Raw genomic sequence first — 17,749 nt, 5'->3', positions numbered from 1 at the left:
TTTTTAATTTTGAGTAGGAATTCACTTGTATTGAAATGTAAAAATTAAATATTTCTATATTTCAAACAAAGGGTTTCGGGATGTTGTGTTCTCATTACTCATTTGATATATTTACTTTAAAGATAATTAAAATCTAGAAAAAGAGGCGGACGTATGGATAAAAAAGAAAATACGGTCGTATTGTTTCCGCAACTATCAGAGCGCTATATTGATGAAGGTTTTTTAGCGCTGAAAGAGCGGAAATTCGAAGATGCATTGCGCTGCTTTGAAATATTACGTCAGTATAATGCAGAAACGGAACAAACGGAACTAGCTTCGGTTATTTGTTTGTTAGAATTAAAACATATGGAAGAAGCGAAAGAGAAATGTGAACAGTTACTGGAAACAGGAGCGGTCTTATTTGGTGATATTCTTGAAACGTATGTGACAATTTTAGTTCAAACAAATGATTATGAAGGTGTTATTGAAACTGTTGAAAAAGTTTTGCAAACGAAAGATGTAATGCCTGAGCAAAAGGAAAAATTAGCGCAGCTCGCTTTATTTGCAGAAGGTATGTTAAATGAAGTAGATACATCACGAGTTGATTCGAATTTTGAGTTAGATGAATTTACTAATGAAATATTTGGAGAAAGCTTTGGGCAAAAGCTAAGAGCGATTCAGCAACTTTCGTTAAAAGATTTGGATCTTGCATTACCTATTTTAAAGAAATTTTTAATAGACGAAAAACAGCACCCTTATTTGAAAACTTCTATTTTATATAAAATGATAGAAAATCAAATAGAAGAAGAGATAGAGGTAGAAAAGTTTGGGAATACGATCAAGGTAATTCCAGCATTTACAGGTCATAATGAGGAGCAATCCGATAACATTATACATAGATTATCAAGTCGATTAGAGCAAAATTATCCTGATATATTTGATGCGATGGTTACATATTGGAAAGAATTGCAAATTAGCGTTTTCCCATTCGCTCTATTAATGGATAAAGTGGAGATTTGGGCTGCTGTTTTAGAGAGAATTGGTAGAAAGCGTTTCGGGTTGACTATTGATGAAGAAGAGCTTATGACAGCGTATAATATTGAATTAGAAGAGTTTCATATTGCCTATCAATGGTTATTACGTGTTGAAAGAGAAGGATATTTGCCCGTATAATTATGAAAAAGAATCGTTCGGTTCTTGAAACGAGCATATTCTATGTTATAATGTAAGGGTTGCAAAAGGCAGAAATCTGCCTGTTTGTAAGAGAAGAGAAGTGCAATTCTCTTACTTAATATGTTTCATATTATTCTCGAACAAAATATACCGTAGTTGTCTTTTAGGCAATTAGTAGATTGGAACATTATATCTGAAAGCTTTTGCTAGAGGATTATTTGTACTTTTGTTATTTCAAAAAAGAGATAATGAAGATCTTAATCTATAGAGGTATGTGCATACATTATTATAGTTGGAGGGAAAGAATAAATGGCTGCAAAATGGGAAAAATTAGAAGGTAACGTAGGCGTTTTAACAATCGAAGTTGATGCTAAAGAAGTAAACAACTCTATCGACGCTGCGTTCAAAAAAGTAGTAAAAACAATCAACGTACCAGGTTTCCGTAAAGGAAAAATGCCTCGTCCGTTATTCGAACAACGCTTTGGTGTTGAATCTTTATACCAAGATGCTTTAGATATCATCTTACCAAAAGCATACGGTGAAGCAATCGATGAAGCTGGTATCTTCCCAGTTGCTCATCCTGAAATCGACATCGAGAAGTTCGAAAAAAATGCTAACCTTATCTTCACTGCAAAAGTTACAGTGAAACCTGAAGTTAAATTAGGTGAGTACAAAGGTTTAGCAGTAGAAAAAGTTGAAACAACTGTAACTGACGAAGATGTAGAGAACGAATTAAAATCTTTACAAGAGCGTCAAGCTGAGCTAGTTGTTAAAGAAGAAGGAACTGTTGAAAACGGTGATACAGCTGTAATCGACTTCGAAGGTTTCGTTGATGGCGAAGCATTTGAAGGCGGAAAAGGCGAAAACTACTCTCTAGCAATCGGTTCTGGTACATTCATCCCAGGTTTCGAAGAGCAATTAATTGGTCTTCAATCTGGTGAGTCTAAAGACGTTGAAGTATCATTCCCAGAAGAGTACCATGCTGCTGAATTAGCTGGCAAACCAGCAACATTCAAAGTAACAGTTCACGAAATCAAAACAAAAGAACTTCCTGAGTTAAATGACGAGTTCGCTAAAGAAGCTGACGAAGCGGTTGCAACTCTTGATGAATTAAAAGCAAAACTTCGCACAAACTTAGAAGAAGGCAAAAAGCACGAAGCTGAGCACAAAGTACGTGACGAAGTAGTAGAATTAGCTGCTGCTAACGCTGAAATCGACATTCCAGAAGCTATGATCGACACTGAGTTAGATCGTATGGTTCGTGAATTCGAGCAACGTTTAAGCCAACAAGGTATGAACCTTGAGCTTTACTACCAATTCACAGGTACTGATGCTGACAAGTTAAAAGAGCAAATGAAAGAAGACGCTCAAAAACGCGTAAGAATCAACCTTGTTCTTGAAGCTATCATTGAAGCTGAAAACATCGAAGTTACTGAAGAAGAAGTAACTGCAGAAGTTGAAAAAATGGCTGAAATGTACGGTATGCCAGTAGACGCTATCAAGCAAGCTCTTGGAAGCGTAGAAGCTTTAGCTGAAGATCTTAAAGTTCGTAAAGCTGTAGACTTCTTAGTAGAAAACGCTGCATAATAAAATAACAAGGCGCGATTTTAATCGTGCCTTGTTTTATAAATATAGAAATATATTTATAAAACTTTTCGATGAAGAAGGAAAACTTCCTTAATGAGTCGAATATACATATTTCAAAAGTTTTAAAAATTTTTTATTTGTACATAACTAGTCATATTATTTGTATTTCTCGCCACGTAGTGACATAATATGTATTTACATACGATACATTTATCGTGTACATACGAAGGCAAGAGGTTAGCACTTTGTAAGGGGTGTGAAAATATGTTTAAATTTAATGATGAAAAAGGGCAATTAAAATGTTCTTTCTGTGGTAAAACACAAACGCAAGTTCGAAAGTTAGTTGCAGGTCCAGGTGTTTACATTTGTGACGAGTGTATCGAACTTTGTACTGAAATTGTACAAGAGGAGCTTGCGAAAGACGAAGAAGTAGAATTCAAAGATGTACCGAAACCGGTAGAAATTCGTGAAATCTTAGATGAGTATGTCATCGGACAAGATAACGCGAAAAAAGCACTAGCGGTAGCGGTATATAACCATTACAAACGCATTAATTCTAACAGCAAAATTGATGATGTAGAATTAGCGAAGAGTAATATCGCACTTATCGGGCCAACAGGTAGTGGTAAAACATTACTGGCACAAACGTTAGCGCGTATTTTAAATGTTCCATTTGCAATCGCGGACGCAACATCTTTAACGGAAGCTGGGTACGTTGGGGAAGATGTAGAAAACATCTTACTTAAATTAATCCAAGCAGCTGATTATGATGTAGAGAAAGCGGAAAAAGGAATCATTTATATTGATGAGATTGATAAAGTGGCACGTAAGTCCGAAAATCCATCAATTACACGTGATGTATCTGGTGAAGGTGTGCAGCAGGCACTTCTGAAAATTTTAGAAGGTACTGTAGCAAGCGTTCCACCTCAAGGTGGCCGTAAGCATCCGCATCAAGAGTTTATTCAAATTGATACAACGAATATCTTATTCATCTGTGGTGGAGCGTTTGATGGCATCGAGCCAATTATTAAACGTCGTCTTGGTGAAAAAGTAATTGGATTTGGTTCTGAGAAGAAAAATGCTGATGTAAATGAGAAGCATGTTTTATCTCACGTATTACCAGAGGACCTTTTAAGATTTGGTTTAATTCCAGAGTTTATCGGTCGTCTTCCAGTTATTGCGAACCTAGAGCCGCTTGATGAAGATGCTCTTGTTGATATTTTAACGAAACCGAAAAATGCACTTGTTAAGCAATTCCAAAAACTATTGGAGCTTGACGATGTTGAGTTAGAGTTTGAAGAAGGTGCACTAATTGAGATTGCGAAAAAAGCAATTGAACGTAAAACAGGTGCTCGTGGACTTCGTTCTATTATTGAAGGCTTAATGCTTGAGGTAATGTTCGAGCTACCATCTCGCAAAGATATCGAGAAGTGTATTCTTACAAAAGAAACAGTAGCTGATAATGCAGCGCCAAAATTGGTGTTACAAGACGGTACTGTACTTGATACAAAAACATCTGCATAATGCGAAGGGGAAACAGCAATTTTTATAATTGCTGTTTTTCTTTATGTTTAGCTATGTTCCTCCGCGGAAATACTAAGAGATAAAACATTGCGGGAGGAAATAAATGATGAGCTGGACAAATATATTTTTACTTGTTCAACTTGTTTTTGGTGTAATTGTCGGATTGTATTTTTGGCATTTACTTCGAAATCAGCGAACACAAAAAGTTTCAATTGATCGAGAATCAAAAAAAGAATTAGAACAGCTTCGTAAAATGCGTGAGATTTCTTTAACAGAGCCGCTTGCGGAAAAGGTGCGTCCTACATCCTTTTTAGATATTGTGGGGCAAGAGGACGGGATTAAGTCGTTAAAAGCGGCTCTTTGTGGTCCAAACCCGCAACATGTGATTATATATGGTCCACCAGGTGTAGGAAAGACAGCGGCAGCACGTCTTGTATTAGAAGAAGCAAAACGAAATCCAAAATCTCCATTTCGCACAAATGCAACATTTATTGAACTGGATGCGACGACAGCTCGGTTTGATGAACGTGGTATTGCAGACCCTTTAATCGGTTCGGTGCATGATCCAATTTATCAAGGTGCTGGTGCGATGGGGCAAGCAGGTATTCCGCAACCGAAAAAAGGTGCGGTAACAGATGCTCACGGTGGTATTTTGTTTATTGATGAGATAGGTGAACTACATCCGATTCAAATGAACAAAATGTTAAAGGTGCTAGAAGATCGAAAAGTGTTTTTGGAAAGTGCATACTATAGTGAAGAAAATACGATGATTCCAACGTATATACATGATATTTTTCAAAAAGGTTTACCAGCCGATTTTCGCTTAGTTGGGGCGACGACACGTTCGCCAGATGAGATACCTCCTGCTATTCGGTCGCGCTGTTTAGAAGTGTTCTTCCGTGAGTTAGATACAGAAGAAATTCAAAAAGTAGCGAAGAATGCGGCTGACAAAGTGGAAATGCAAATCGGTGAAAATGGTATTGAAATGATTGGGATGTATGCGAGAAATGGGCGAGAAGCGATTAATCTTGTACAAATTTCTGCTGGAATGGCAATAAATGAAGAACGTCCTTTCATTAAAGATGAAGATATAGAGTGGGTTGTTCACTCTAGTCAGCTCACACCGAAGTATGAAAAACGCATTTACCCTATTCCGAGAATCGGTCTTGTAAATGGACTTGCTGTATACGGACCAAATACAGGCGCGTTATTAGAAATTGAAGTAACAGCAATCAAGGCGAAAGATAAAGGATCGGTAAATGTTACCGGAATTGTTGAAGAGGAAAGTATTGGTAGTCAAACGAAATCCATTCGTCGTAAAAGTATGGCGAAAGGTTCTGTAGATAATGTATTAACAGTACTTCGATCTCTAGATGTGTTGCCAGAAGGGTACGATATACATATTAATTTTCCAGGTGGTATCCCGATTGATGGGCCTTCGGCGGGAATTGCTATGGCAACAGGCGTGTATTCAGCAGTGCATCATACGTATGTGAATAATGAGGTAGCGATGACTGGTGAGATAAGTATACACGGGGAAGTGAAACCTATCGGTGGTGTGTACGCAAAAATAAAAGCTGCGAAAAAGGCAGGAGCTAAGAAAGTTATCATTCCTGCTGAAAACATGCAACCATTTTTGTATACAATAAAAGGAATTGAAATTATTCCTGTTCGGAAGCTGAAGGAAGTATTTGAGCTAACGTTTATACAGGAAAATATACATCGAGAGCTTGATGTACATACTACGATAGACGAAACAGATGCACAATCAATGTGAGAATGAACGATAATAGTATTTGCCAGACTTCGTTTAAGTTTGTATGCTTAAGCGGAGTCTTTTTTCTTTTATAAGGGAGAAAAAACGAGGGATTTACAGTTGCGGAGAATCTCTGCAATTGCATCTAGATGTATTGTAATATAAAATAGTTGAACAGGAGTTTAATTTATTATGGAGGTGCTATGTCTAGTATGAATACGAATGAAAGAATCGTGCCCCTCCTACCATTAAGAGGCGTTCTCGTATATCCAACGATGGTTCTGCATCTTGATGTAGGACGTGATAAATCGATACAAGCACTAGAGCAGGCGGCAATGGATGAAAATATCATCTTTTTAGCAATGCAAAAAGAAATGAATATCGATGATCCGAAAGAAGATGACATATATAGTGTAGGTACAGTGGCGAAAGTGAAGCAAATGTTAAAATTGCCTAACGGTACGCTTCGTGTCCTTGTAGAAGGTTTACATAGAGCAGAAGTAGTAGAGTTTATCGAAGAAGAAAATGTAGTGCAAGTTTCTATTAAAACGATAACGGAAGAAGTGGAAGCTGATTTAGAAGAGAAAGCCCTTATGCGTACATTACTGGAGCATTTTGAACAATATATTAAAGTTTCGAAAAAAGTTTCAAATGAAACATTTGCAACGGTAGCTGATGTAGAAGAGCCAGGAAGATTAGCTGATTTAACTGCTTCTCACTTGCCAATTAAAACGAAGCAGAAACAAGAGATTTTAGAGATTATATCTGTGAAAGAACGATTACATACACTTATTTCAATTATTCAAGATGAACAAGAATTACTTAGTTTAGAAAAGAAAATTGGACAAAAAGTGAAACGTTCAATGGAGCGCACGCAAAAAGAATATTTCTTACGTGAGCAAATGAAGGCGATTCAAACTGAACTTGGCGATAAAGAAGGTAAGGGCGGGGAAGTTGAAGAACTTCGTGAGAAAATTGAACAGTCAGGAATGCCTGAAGAAACAATGAAGGCTGCGCTGAAAGAATTAGATCGTTATGAAAAGTTACCAGCCAGTTCTGCGGAGAGCGGTGTAATTCGAAATTATATCGATTGGTTATTAGCGCTTCCGTGGACAGAAGCAACAGAGGATATGATTGATCTTGCTCATTCTGAAGAGATTTTAAACAAAGATCATTACGGTCTTGAGAAAGTGAAAGAGCGCGTACTTGAATATTTAGCGGTACAGAAGTTAACAAATTCATTAAAAGGACCTATCCTTTGTTTAGTAGGACCTCCTGGGGTCGGAAAAACTTCGTTAGCGCGTTCCATTGCAACATCATTAAATCGTAATTTTGTCCGTGTATCCCTTGGTGGTGTACGTGATGAATCTGAAATTCGTGGTCACCGCCGTACGTACGTTGGAGCAATGCCAGGACGCATTATTCAAGGTATGAAAAAGGCGAAATCAGTTAATCCAGTCTTTTTATTAGATGAGATTGATAAAATGTCTAACGATTTCCGTGGAGATCCATCAGCCGCATTACTTGAAGTGTTAGATCCAGAACAAAACCATAACTTCAGTGATCATTACATTGAAGAACCATATGATTTATCCAAGGTTATGTTTGTAGCAACTGCAAATACACTTTCCAGTATTCCAGGCCCATTACTTGATCGTATGGAAATTATTTCGATTGCTGGGTATACAGAACTTGAAAAAGTTCATATTGCTCGTGAACATTTATTGCCGAAACAATTAAAAGAGCATGGCTTACGAAAAGGTAATTTACAAGTACGTGATGAAGCGCTTCTTGAAATGATTCGCTATTATACACGTGAGGCTGGTGTTCGTACACTAGAGCGCCAAATTGCAAAAGTTTGTCGTAAAGCAGCAAAGATTATCGTTACAGCAGAACGCAAGCGTATTGTAGTAACAGAGAAAAATGTTGTTGATTTACTTGGTAAGCACATATTCCGTTATGGGCAAGCTGAAAAAACAGACCAAGTTGGTATGGCGACAGGTTTAGCGTATACAGCAGCAGGTGGCGATACACTGGCGATCGAAGTGTCCGTAGCGCCAGGTAAAGGGAAATTAATTTTAACAGGGAAACTTGGGGATGTTATGAAAGAATCCGCACAAGCAGCGTTTAGCTATATTCGTTCTCGTGCAGAAGAGCTTCAGATTGATCCTGATTTCCATGAGAAAAATGATATTCATATTCATGTTCCAGAAGGAGCAGTTCCAAAAGATGGACCGTCAGCAGGTATTACGATGGCAACAGCACTTATTTCTGCACTAACAGGTATTCCTGTAAGTAAAGAAGTGGGGATGACAGGTGAAATTACACTTCGTGGTCGTGTATTACCGATTGGTGGTTTAAAAGAAAAAACATTAAGTGCTCACCGCGCAGGTTTAACAAAGATTATTTTACCGGCGGAAAATGAGAAAGATTTAGATGATATTCCAGAGAGCGTAAAAGAAAACCTTACGTTTGTGCTTGCATCTCATTTAGATGAAGTATTGGAGCACGCATTAGTAGGAGTGAAACAATGAAAGTAACAAAAGCAGACATTGTAATTAGTGCTGTTAAACCAGAACAATATCCAGACGGTGACTTACCAGAAATCGCATTAGCGGGTCGTTCCAATGTCGGGAAGTCTTCATTTATTAATAAAATTTTAAATCGTAAAAAGTTAGTGCGTATTTCTTCTAAACCAGGGAAAACACAAACATTAAACTTCTTCTTAATTAATGAGATGATGCACTTTGTGGATGTTCCAGGTTACGGATATGCGAAAGTATCTAAAACGGAGCGCGCAGCTTGGGGTAAAATGATTGAGACGTACTTTACAACACGTGAGCAATTAGACGCAGCTGTACTAGTAGTTGATTTACGTCACAAACCAACAAATGATGATGTAATGATGTATGATTTCTTAAAGCATTATGACATCCCAACAATTATTATTGCAACGAAAGCCGATAAAATTCCGAAAGGGAAATGGCAAAAGCATTTAAAAGTTGTTAAAGAAACGCTTGATATTGAAAGTGGCGATGAAGTCGTTCTATTCTCTTCTGAAACAGGACTTGGAAAAGAAGAAGCATGGAAAGCAATTCATAAATTTACAAAAACAAAAAACGCGTGACGAATGTCGCGCGTTTTTTGTTTTACTAATTTTTTTAGCGTACGTTTAATGTAACCTCAATATTTCCTCTTGTTGCTTTAGAGTAAGGGCATACACCGTGAGCGGCTTCTACAAGTTCTTGTGCTTCGCTATGTGAGACGCCGGCAACATGTACATCAAGCACAGCGGATAGGCCGAAACCACCGTCTGTATCTTTTCCGATAGAAACGTGAGCAGTTACTTCTGTGCTTTCTACTTTCACACGTTTTGTACGAATGACAAGTTGTAACGCACTATCAAAACAAGCAGCATAACCAGCAGCAAATAGTTGTTCTGGATTTGTTGCCTCTCCGCCTGCACCACCTAGTGCTTTCGGCATTTTTACATCAAGATTTAATATGCCATCATCTGAAACTACTTTTCCGTTTCTTCCACCTGTAGCAGTTACTGAAGCAGTATATAATTTATCCATGTTTATTCCCCTTTTCTATCATTAATTGTTTTCATTGTTTCAATTAGTTTATTTAATTGAATTAATAAAGAACGATATTCTTGTTCTGTAATTCCTAAATTTGTAGCCATTGTTGTCGGTAATGAACAAGCCTTGTCTTGTAAATCTTTACCTTGTTCTGTTAATTCAATACATACTTTTCGCTCATCTTCTTTGGAACGAACGCGTTTTACAAGGTTTAATGATTCCATTCGTTTTAGCATAGGTGTTAACGTACCTGAATCTAAAAATAGACGTTCTCCAATTTCTTTTACTGTTAGTCCATCTTGCTCCCATAGTACGAGTAAAGTAATATACTGTGGATACGTAATGCCCATTTCTTCTAAATACGGTCGGTAAAAGCGTGTAACCTCTCTAGAACAGGCGTAAATAGAAAAACAAAGTTGGTTATCTAGATGTAAAGAATTATTTACCATACATAACTCCTTTCTTATTAAGTTGTGCACAATTTAATTTTGTAAAACCAATATAACGGAAAAGAAATACAATGTCAAATACATTGTATTGAGAAAGTTTGTGCTACAATTTGGAACAATCATACATATTTTCCTTCATGATGAAAGAAGATAGGAAAGATGATGTTATAATTCATATGGAATAGTTTCCATCACTTGATTATGAGGACTTTTTTTGGTAACGTACAAATAGAGTTATTATTTTATAATCATTATAAAGTAGAAAGTTTTTATTCATTTTACTGAATCTCCTTTCTTACATATGGAGAATAAATAAAAAAATAATCGGTTGTTCACACGATTGTCAGATTCATAAGAGGAAAGTTGTATTATGATAGTAGATAAAGTGATAAAACGGGTGAAGGGGGACATGCTGCGTGCATATTCTTGTTGTTAGTGTAAATTATCGAACAGCCCCTGTAGAATTTCGTGAGAAACTCACATTTCAGGCAACAGAACTAGAGCAAGCAATGACGACATTACAAAAGCAAAAGAGCGTGTTAGAGAATGTCATTGTATCAACTTGTAATCGCACTGAGATTTACGCTGTTGTCGATCAATTACACACGGGACGGTATTATATTAAGAAGTTTTTAGCTGATTGGTTTCAGCTTGAAATAGAAGAAGTCGCACCATATTTAACTATTTTTGAACAAGATGGTGCAATCGATCATTTATTCCGCGTAACGTGCGGTTTAGATTCTATGGTAGTTGGAGAGACGCAAATTTTAGGTCAAATAAAAGATAGCTTTTTAGAAGCGCAGCAAGTAAAAGCAACAGGGACAATTTTTAATGAATTGTTTAAGCAAGTCATTACATTAGCGAAACGTGCTCACTCAGAAACGACAATTGGTGAAAGTGCGATGTCTGTTAGTTATGCTGCTGTTGAGCTTGGGAAAAAAATATTCGGCGAGTTAACAGATTGTCACGTACTTATTCTCGGAGCTGGTAAAATGGGTGAACTTGCACTGCAAAACTTATATGGAAGTGGTGCTCGTAAAGTAACAGTCATGAATAGAACGCTTTCAAAAGCAGAAATAATGGCTGAGAAATATATGGGACACGCAAAACCTTTAAGTGAATTACAATGTGCATTATTAGAAGCTGATATTTTAATTAGTTCAACTGGTGCATCGGATTATGTCATTACGAAAGAGATGATGACAAAGGTAGAGAAAATGCGCTCTGGTCGTCCATTATTTATGGTTGATATTGCAGTGCCGCGTGATATTGATCCAGCAATTGATGAGCTAGAAGGTTCTTTCTTGTATGACATTGATGATTTGCAAGGAGTAGTAGAAGCGAACCGTGCTGAGCGTTTGAAAGAAGCAGAGAAAATTCAATTTATGATTGAAGAGGAAATTGTTTTATTTAAAACGTGGTTAAGTACACTTGGTGTCGTTCCGTTAATATCAGCTCTTCGTGATAAGGCACTTGCTATTCAAAGTGAAACGATGGAAAGTCTGGAACGAAAAATACCAACTCTTAGTGATCGTGAGAGAAAAGTAATTAGTAAGCATACGAAAAGTATTATTAATCAATTATTAAAAGACCCAATTTTAGTAGCGAAAGAAATAGCTGCTGAAGAGGGAGCAGACGAAAAATTAGCGTTATTTGCAAAGATTTTCGATTTAGAAATGGAAGACGTAGAGAGTCGTGCGGAAGAAGTAGAACATAAAAGAGCGTGGACACCATCCGTTCCATCTTTATAATTTGGAAGGATGATCGGATGAGTTTTTTAAATAACAGTATTATTTATCATATTGCAATTATTTTATATGCTTGTAGCATTAGTTTATATTTTATAGATTATTTCCAAAGTAACCGAAAGGCGAACCGATTTGCTTTTTGGTTACTTTCGATTGTATGGGTTCTGCATTCTATTTTTATGTTGCTTAGAGCTACAGATTCAGAAACGAATCCTCTTTTAACCTTATTATCAGGCATTTATTTTTATGTTTGGCTATTGATTACGATGTCGTTAGTCATTAATCGATTTATGAGAATCGATTTTTTAGTCTTTTTTACAAATGTTGTTGCATTTGGCGTAAGCGCTTTTTCTATTTTTACGCCGCTTGGAAAGATGTCGCCGGTACTTGCAGAGCAATTAGTTTCGGAGCTTGTATATGTACATGTCGGTATGGCTATTATTTCTTATGCAACTTTTACTGTATCGTTCATTTTTTCTATTATGTATTTATTGCAATATCGCCTATTAAAAAAGAAAAAATGGAATGCGAGATTAAGAAGGTTAGGGAATTTACCGAAGCTAGAATCGATGTCTTACGGATTAAATTTATTTTCTGTTCCATTTTTCTTACTAGCTATTTTATTAGGATGCATATGGGGATATACAAAATTGGACAATTTCCATTGGTATGATACGAAAGTAATCGGGTCTTTTGTCGTTCTATTTGTATATTGTGCTGGCCTATATTTACGAGCGGCAGATGTGTTGCAAGGGAAGAAAATCGTGCAGTGGAACATCGGAGCATTTCTCGTAATGCTAATTAATATTTTTCTATTAAGCAGTTTATCCAACTTCCACTTTTGGTATTTATAATGAGGAGAGAAAATTATGCGCAAAATTATTGTAGGGTCACGAAAGAGTAAATTAGCATTAACGCAAACAAATTGGTTTATTGATCAGTTAAAAGCGCTAGGTTTACCATATGAATTTGAAGTGAAAGAAATCGTCACAAAAGGCGATGTTATTTTAGATGTTACTCTTTCAAAAGTAGGTGGCAAAGGCTTGTTTGTGAAAGAGATTGAACATGCGCTACTTACGAAAGAAATTGATATGGCTGTACATAGTATGAAAGATATGCCGGCCGTACTTCCAGAGGGATTAATGATTGGTTGTACACCAAAGCGTGTTGACCCTCGTGATGCTTTTATCTCAAAAAACGGAGCGTCGTTTAAAGAGTTAGCAGAAGGCGCTATTTTAGGTACGAGTAGTTTAAGACGTAGTGCACAGCTACTCGCTGCGAGACCAGACTTACAAGTGAAGTGGATTCGCGGAAATATCGATACACGTTTACGCAAATTAAAAGAAGAAGATTACGATGCAATTATTTTAGCGACAGCGGGATTACAAAGAATGGGCTGGGATAATGAAGTTATTACAGAACATTTAGATGAGACGTTATGTGTACCTGCTGTAGGACAAGGTGCATTAGCGATTGAGTGTCGTGAGGATGATAAAGATTTACTGCAGTTGTTAGCTCATATGAATGATGGAGTAACAGAAAAAACAGTGGCAGCAGAACGCGTATTTCTTCATAAACTTGAAGGTGGATGCCAAGTGCCGATCGCAGGATATGCAACTCTTACAGAAAACGATGCAATCGAATTAACAGCTCTTGTCGGGTCTATGGACGGTTCTGTTTTATTGAAAGAGACAGTAGTAGGAACTGATCCAGAGAAAGTAGGATTAGAGGCTGCGGACCGTTTAATAAAACAAGGTGCAAAAGAACTTATTCTTGCTGCAAATAAGGGGCAACAATAAGTATGAATGCTCTCGCTGGCAAAACGGTATTGGTTACGCGTGCCCAGCATCAAGCAAAACAAATGAGTGTAGCGGTGAAAGAAAAGAGCGGAATTCCATTGGAAATTCCGCTTTTGCGTATGGAAGGTATGTCTCATAGGCAAATTCAACATATAGCAGGGCAGTTACATTCGTATGACTGGGTTATTTTTACGAGTAAAAATGGGGTAGCTTTTTTTCTAGATCGTTTGAGACAGAAGCTACCTGTAACGACTAAAATTGCTGCAGTAGGCGTGAAAACAAAGTTAGAGTTAGAAAAGCGAGGCTATGAAGTGGACTTCGTTCCAACTTCATTTGTTGCAGAAGTATTTGCAGAAGAGTTTGTAAAAAGACTAAGTGGAAACGAATGCATTTTATTTCCGAAAGGGAATTTAGCAAGAGACGTAATTCCAGTTGCGCTTCGTGAAATGGGTGTTTCTCTAGATGAGCTTATCGTATATGGTACGAAAGAGAATGTAGAGAAAAAGCAAGAGCTTATAGAAGCGTTAGAAGTAGGGAAAGTAGACATTATTACATTTACGAGCCCTTCCACTGTTACTAGTTTTGTTCGTTTACTTGAGGGTACAAACTGGAGAGAATGGACAAAAAAATGTACAATTGCTTGTATAGGGCCTATTACGGAAAAAGAGGCGAGCCTTTATTTTCCGCATATTATTATGCCGAAAGAGTACACTGTAGAAGCATTAATACAATGTGTTTGTGAATCTATAAAATAAAAGAATGGGGATAGAAATCTATGAACTCTTTACAATTTAATCGTCATCGTCGCTTAAGACAAAGCAGGGGCATGCGTGCGCTTGTGCGTGAAACGTTTTTACATACGGAAGATTTTATTTACCCTATTTTTGTATTAGAAGGAGAAAATGTTCGTAATGAAGTGCCTTCTATGCCAGGCGTATATCAAATATCTTTAGATTTATTGCAAGCTGAAATGCAAGAAGTTGTTGATTTAGGTATTCGTTCTGTTATTGTATTTGGTTTACCTGCTGAAAAAGATGAAGTTGGATCATCAGCATATTGTGATCATGGAATTGTGCAACGTGCGATTCAGCAAATTAAAGGTGAATTCCCTGATCTAGTAGTAGTTGCGGATACATGTTTATGTCAATTCACAAGCCATGGTCATTGCGGTGTAATTGAAGATGGTATTATTTTAAATGACGAGTCTCTTGCAGTTCTTGCAAAAACAGCTGTAAGTCAAGCGAAAGCAGGGGCGGACATTATTGCGCCATCAAACATGATGGACGGATTCGTAACAGCAATTCGCCACGCATTAGATGAAAATGGTTTTGGACATGTACCAGTTATGTCATACGCTGTGAAATATTCATCAGCATTTTACGGACCATTCCGTGATGCTGCGCACGGTGCACCGCAATTTGGTGATCGTAAAACATATCAAATGGACCCAGCGAACCGCATGGAAGCATTCCGTGAAGCAGAATCAGATGTAATGGAAGGGGCAGATTTCTTAATTGTAAAGCCAGCTCTTTCTTACTTAGATATCGTTCGTGATGTGAAAAATAACTTTAACTTGCCAGTCGTTGCTTATAACGTAAGCGGTGAATATTCAATGATTAAAGCGGCAGCGCAAAATGGGTGGATTAATGAAAAAGAAGTTGTACTTGAAAAATTAATTAGTATGAAACGCGCAGGAGCAGATTTAATTATTACGTATCATGCGAAAGATGCAGCAAGATGGTTACAAGAAGGAGGCGCTAAATAATGAAAAAGTTTGATAAGTCGATTGCAGCGTTTGAAGAGGCTCAAGATTTAATGCCTGGTGGCGTAAATAGCCCAGTTCGTGCCTTTAAGTCTGTCGGTATGAATCCGTTGTTTATGGAGCGTGGAAAAGGCTCTAAAGTATATGATATCGATGGAAATGAATACATCGATTACGTATTATCATGGGGTCCATTAATTCATGGTCATGCAAATGATCGTGTTGTTGAGGCTTTAAAAGCTGTTGCTGAAAAAGGTACGAGCTTCGGTGCTCCAACGGAAATTGAAAATAAATTAGCAAAACTTGTTATTGAGCGTGTTCCATCAATTGAGATTGTGCGTATGGTTAACTCTGGAACAGAAGCGACAATGAGTGCGCTACGTTTAGCTCGTGGTTATACAGGCCGTAACAAAATTTTGAAATTTATCGGTTGTTATCACGGTCATGGTGACTCGTTATTAATTAAAGCGGGTTCTGGTGTAGCAACGCTAGGTTTACCAGATAGCCCTGGTGTACCAGAAGGTGTAGCGAAAAATACGATTACAGTAGCGTATAACGATTTAGAAAGTGTGAAATACGCTTTCGAACAATTCGGTGATGATATTGCTTGTGTCATTGTAGAACCAGTAGCAGGGAATATGGGGGTTGTTCCTCCGCAACCAGGATTTTTAGAAGGTCTTCGTGAAGTAACAGAGCAAAATGGTGCATTGCTTATTTTTGATGAAGTAATGACAGGATTCCGTGTTGCTTATAATTGTGGACAAGGTTATTACGGTGTAACACCTGATTTAACTTGTTTAGGTAAAGTAATCGGTGGTGGATTACCGGTAGGAGCATACGGTGGTAAAGCAGAAATTATGCGCCAAGTTGCACCGAGCGGACCGATTTATCAAGCAGGTACTTTATCAGGTAACCCACTAGCAATGGCGGCAGGTTATGAAACGTTAGTACAGTTAACGCCAGAATCGTATGTAGAATTTGAGCGTAAAGCTGAAATGCTAGAATCTGGCTTACGTAAAGCGGCTGAAAAACATGGCATTCCGCATCATATCAATCGTGCGGGTTCTATGATTGGTATCTTCTTTACAGATGAACCAGTTATTAATTACGACGCAGCAAAATCTTCAAACTTAGAGTTCTTTGCGGCTTACTATCGTGAAATGGTAGAACAAGGTGTATTTTTACCGCCATCCCAATTTGAAGGTTTATTCTTATCGACAGCACATAGTGATGCAGATATTGAGGCGACAATTGCAGCGGCTGAAATTGCAATGTCAAAATTAAAAGCTTAATTGAATAAAGAAAATCGCTCTCCGTAAGGGGGGCGATTTTTTTTATTCATAAAGTCAGCTTTCCGTACATAAATCTGTAATGACATATAGTTTGGGAGGGGGAAAAGAAGTGGCAACAGATCATTCATTACGTTTTTCATTAAAAGAATCTGTTTGGTTCCAAAAAGGACAGGAAGTCGAAGAACTTTTGTCAATTTCGTTAGATCCAGACGTTGAGATAGAAGAGCTTGATCATGAGGTAATTGTGAGAGGGCAATTAGATTTAACGGGAGAGTATGTTGCACGAAAAGATGATTCAGCTTATTCATTAAGAGATCTATCGCCAGCGAAGTCCATTGATTATGTAGAAACAAGAGAAGATGGGGTTAATGAACTTGTTCATTCCTTCCCGCTTGAAATATCAATCCCAAGAAACCGTGTGAAAGTAATTGAAGAATTATATGTATCTATCGAGGAATTTGATTATGAACTAAAGGAAAATGGTTGCTTACAATTATTAGCGGATATATCTATTACAGGTTTATGTGATGAAGAAAGAATTGAGGATGAAGAGGAAGAAACGGCGTATGCTGAGTTAGAGGATGATTCTGCGCAAGAGCATGAAACTAGACCAACGCCACAAGTCGAAGAGCCAGCCTATAAGGAATCAGATGAGTGGGAAGATTACGCATTTGAACCGTTCCAACTAGAAGAAAGAAAAGAGCAGGAAGTAGAAGAAGAGGAAATAGAAGAACATGAATTTGTAGAGCGTGAAGAGGAGAAAGAAACAACGCCGCAATTTGAATTGTTCGGAAGAAAAGATTTTAAGAAAGAACAAGCGAAAAAACAAGAAGTACAAGAAGAGGAAACGTATTCACAGCGGGATGAAAATGCGCTTTATTTAACAAAATTATTTACGAAAGAACCGGAAGAAGAATTTACAAAGTTACGAATGTATTTTGTGCAAGAAGGAGATACGATCGAATCTGTTGCAGAACGTTATGAAACATCTGTACAAAACTTATACCGTGTCAATCAAACAGAAGATATATATTTAACTACAGGACAAATTATTTATATTCCTGTTTCAAGAGCAAAAGCGAAATAAGTGAGTGTT

The 17,749-nt window shown here is 37.4% G+C and carries 15 protein-coding genes; 13 read left to right on the top strand and 2 right to left on the bottom strand.

Features of this window, described 5'->3' with window-relative positions:
• Positions 1 to 153 precede the first annotated feature (153 nt).
• From ACTFRN_RS09200 to ysxC, 6 genes are all read left to right on the top strand, one after another.
• Positions 154 to 1,152 (top strand): hypothetical protein, encoded by a 999-nt coding sequence (locus ACTFRN_RS09200; protein WP_000358270.1) that lies wholly within the window; start codon positions 154 to 156, stop codon positions 1,150 to 1,152.
• Positions 1,153 to 1,461: 309 nt separating this feature from the next.
• The gene (gene tig, locus ACTFRN_RS09195) at positions 1,462 to 2,739 is read left to right on the top strand and encodes a trigger factor (RefSeq protein ID WP_049113911.1); all 1,278 of its coding nucleotides are present in this window, start codon (positions 1,462 to 1,464) and stop codon (positions 2,737 to 2,739) included.
• Positions 2,740 to 3,003: 264 nt separating this feature from the next.
• Positions 3,004 to 4,263: an ATP-dependent protease ATP-binding subunit ClpX gene (gene clpX, locus ACTFRN_RS09190; protein ID WP_000472282.1), complete on the top strand. Its 1,260-nt coding sequence runs from the start codon at positions 3,004 to 3,006 to the stop codon at positions 4,261 to 4,263.
• A 106-nt stretch (positions 4,264 to 4,369) separates the two neighbouring features.
• Positions 4,370 to 6,040: an ATP-dependent protease LonB gene (gene lonB / locus ACTFRN_RS09185; protein ID WP_029141203.1), complete on the top strand. Its 1,671-nt coding sequence runs from the start codon at positions 4,370 to 4,372 to the stop codon at positions 6,038 to 6,040.
• A gap of 182 nt (positions 6,041 to 6,222) precedes the next feature.
• Positions 6,223 to 8,553 carry an endopeptidase La gene (gene lon, locus ACTFRN_RS09180; RefSeq protein WP_000097298.1) on the top strand — a complete coding sequence of 777 codons (2,331 nt, stop codon included), beginning with the start codon at positions 6,223 to 6,225 and terminating at the stop codon, positions 8,551 to 8,553.
• Positions 8,550 to 9,146, top strand: a complete 597-nt coding sequence (gene ysxC, locus ACTFRN_RS09175; protein ID WP_000869113.1) for a ribosome biogenesis GTP-binding protein YsxC — start codon at positions 8,550 to 8,552, stop codon at positions 9,144 to 9,146. The genes lon and ysxC overlap by 4 nt, the downstream gene beginning before the upstream one ends.
• A gap of 34 nt (positions 9,147 to 9,180) precedes the next feature.
• On the opposite strand, the gene ACTFRN_RS09170 is transcribed toward ysxC, so the two are convergent.
• Positions 9,181 to 9,597 carry an organic hydroperoxide resistance protein gene (locus ACTFRN_RS09170; RefSeq protein ID WP_000359781.1) on the bottom strand — a complete coding sequence of 139 codons (417 nt, stop codon included), beginning with the start codon at positions 9,595 to 9,597 and terminating at the stop codon, positions 9,181 to 9,183.
• Between the two features lie 2 nt (positions 9,598 to 9,599).
• Complete coding sequence (locus ACTFRN_RS09165) at positions 9,600 to 10,052, bottom strand: MarR family winged helix-turn-helix transcriptional regulator (RefSeq protein WP_000247913.1); 453 nt, start codon at positions 10,050 to 10,052, stop codon at positions 9,600 to 9,602.
• Between the two features lie 416 nt (positions 10,053 to 10,468).
• Between ACTFRN_RS09165 and hemA the strand changes: the two genes are divergently transcribed.
• The 7 genes from hemA to spoVID all read left to right on the top strand — a co-directional run bounded on the left by hemA (position 10,469) and on the right by spoVID (position 17,740).
• A complete protein-coding gene (gene hemA, locus ACTFRN_RS09160; RefSeq protein ID WP_000547872.1) occupies positions 10,469 to 11,803 on the top strand; it encodes a glutamyl-tRNA reductase in 1,335 nt (444 codons plus the stop codon).
• 17 nt (positions 11,804 to 11,820) lie between these two features.
• Positions 11,821 to 12,654 (top strand): cytochrome C assembly family protein, encoded by an 834-nt coding sequence (locus ACTFRN_RS09155; RefSeq protein ID WP_000008996.1) that lies wholly within the window; start codon positions 11,821 to 11,823, stop codon positions 12,652 to 12,654.
• A gap of 15 nt (positions 12,655 to 12,669) precedes the next feature.
• Positions 12,670 to 13,599 carry a hydroxymethylbilane synthase gene (hemC, locus tag ACTFRN_RS09150; RefSeq protein WP_001226411.1) on the top strand — a complete coding sequence of 310 codons (930 nt, stop codon included), beginning with the start codon at positions 12,670 to 12,672 and terminating at the stop codon, positions 13,597 to 13,599.
• 2 nt (positions 13,600 to 13,601) lie between these two features.
• Positions 13,602 to 14,354: a uroporphyrinogen-III synthase gene (gene hemD / locus ACTFRN_RS09145; RefSeq protein WP_000992368.1), complete on the top strand. Its 753-nt coding sequence runs from the start codon at positions 13,602 to 13,604 to the stop codon at positions 14,352 to 14,354.
• Positions 14,355 to 14,374: 20 nt separating this feature from the next.
• Positions 14,375 to 15,364 carry a porphobilinogen synthase gene (gene hemB / locus ACTFRN_RS09140; protein ID WP_049113907.1) on the top strand — a complete coding sequence of 330 codons (990 nt, stop codon included), beginning with the start codon at positions 14,375 to 14,377 and terminating at the stop codon, positions 15,362 to 15,364.
• Entirely contained in the window at positions 15,364 to 16,653 is a 1,290-nt protein-coding gene (gene hemL / locus ACTFRN_RS09135) for a glutamate-1-semialdehyde 2,1-aminomutase (RefSeq protein WP_000712927.1), read from the top strand. Before hemB ends, hemL begins: the two co-directional genes overlap by 1 nt.
• 109 nt (positions 16,654 to 16,762) lie before the next feature.
• The gene (gene spoVID, locus ACTFRN_RS09130; RefSeq protein ID WP_000179722.1) at positions 16,763 to 17,740 is read left to right on the top strand and encodes a stage VI sporulation protein D; all 978 of its coding nucleotides are present in this window, start codon (positions 16,763 to 16,765) and stop codon (positions 17,738 to 17,740) included.
• Positions 17,741 to 17,749 lie beyond the last annotated feature (9 nt).

This window comes from Bacillus cereus group sp. MYBK245-2, assembly GCF_051916145.1.
Classification (GTDB): domain Bacteria; phylum Bacillota; class Bacilli; order Bacillales; family Bacillaceae_G; genus Bacillus_A; species Bacillus_A pacificus.
This window is presented reverse-complemented; position numbering and strand designations above follow the sequence as displayed.

Excerpts from the sequence above, each read along its gene's own strand:
- ACTFRN_RS09200 (WP_000358270.1), top strand. The coding sequence starts at position 154 with ATGGATAAAAAAGAAAATACGGTCGTATTGTTTCCGCAACTATCAGAG.
- tig (WP_049113911.1), top strand. The coding sequence starts at position 1,462 with ATGGCTGCAAAATGGGAAAAATTAGAAGGTAACGTAGGCGTTTTAACA.
- clpX (WP_000472282.1), top strand. The coding sequence starts at position 3,004 with ATGTTTAAATTTAATGATGAAAAAGGGCAATTAAAATGTTCTTTCTGT.
- lonB (WP_029141203.1), top strand. The coding sequence starts at position 4,370 with ATGAGCTGGACAAATATATTTTTACTTGTTCAACTTGTTTTTGGTGTA.
- lon (WP_000097298.1), top strand. The coding sequence starts at position 6,223 with ATGTCTAGTATGAATACGAATGAAAGAATCGTGCCCCTCCTACCATTA.
- ysxC (WP_000869113.1), top strand. The coding sequence starts at position 8,550 with ATGAAAGTAACAAAAGCAGACATTGTAATTAGTGCTGTTAAACCAGAA.
- ACTFRN_RS09170 (WP_000359781.1), bottom strand. The coding sequence starts at position 9,597 with ATGGATAAATTATATACTGCTTCAGTAACTGCTACAGGTGGAAGAAAC.
- ACTFRN_RS09165 (WP_000247913.1), bottom strand. The coding sequence starts at position 10,052 with ATGGTAAATAATTCTTTACATCTAGATAACCAACTTTGTTTTTCTATT.
- ACTFRN_RS09155 (WP_000008996.1), top strand. The coding sequence starts at position 11,821 with ATGAGTTTTTTAAATAACAGTATTATTTATCATATTGCAATTATTTTA.
- hemC (WP_001226411.1), top strand. The coding sequence starts at position 12,670 with ATGCGCAAAATTATTGTAGGGTCACGAAAGAGTAAATTAGCATTAACG.
- hemD (WP_000992368.1), top strand. The coding sequence starts at position 13,602 with ATGAATGCTCTCGCTGGCAAAACGGTATTGGTTACGCGTGCCCAGCAT.
- hemB (WP_049113907.1), top strand. The coding sequence starts at position 14,375 with ATGAACTCTTTACAATTTAATCGTCATCGTCGCTTAAGACAAAGCAGG.
- hemL (WP_000712927.1), top strand. The coding sequence starts at position 15,364 with ATGAAAAAGTTTGATAAGTCGATTGCAGCGTTTGAAGAGGCTCAAGAT.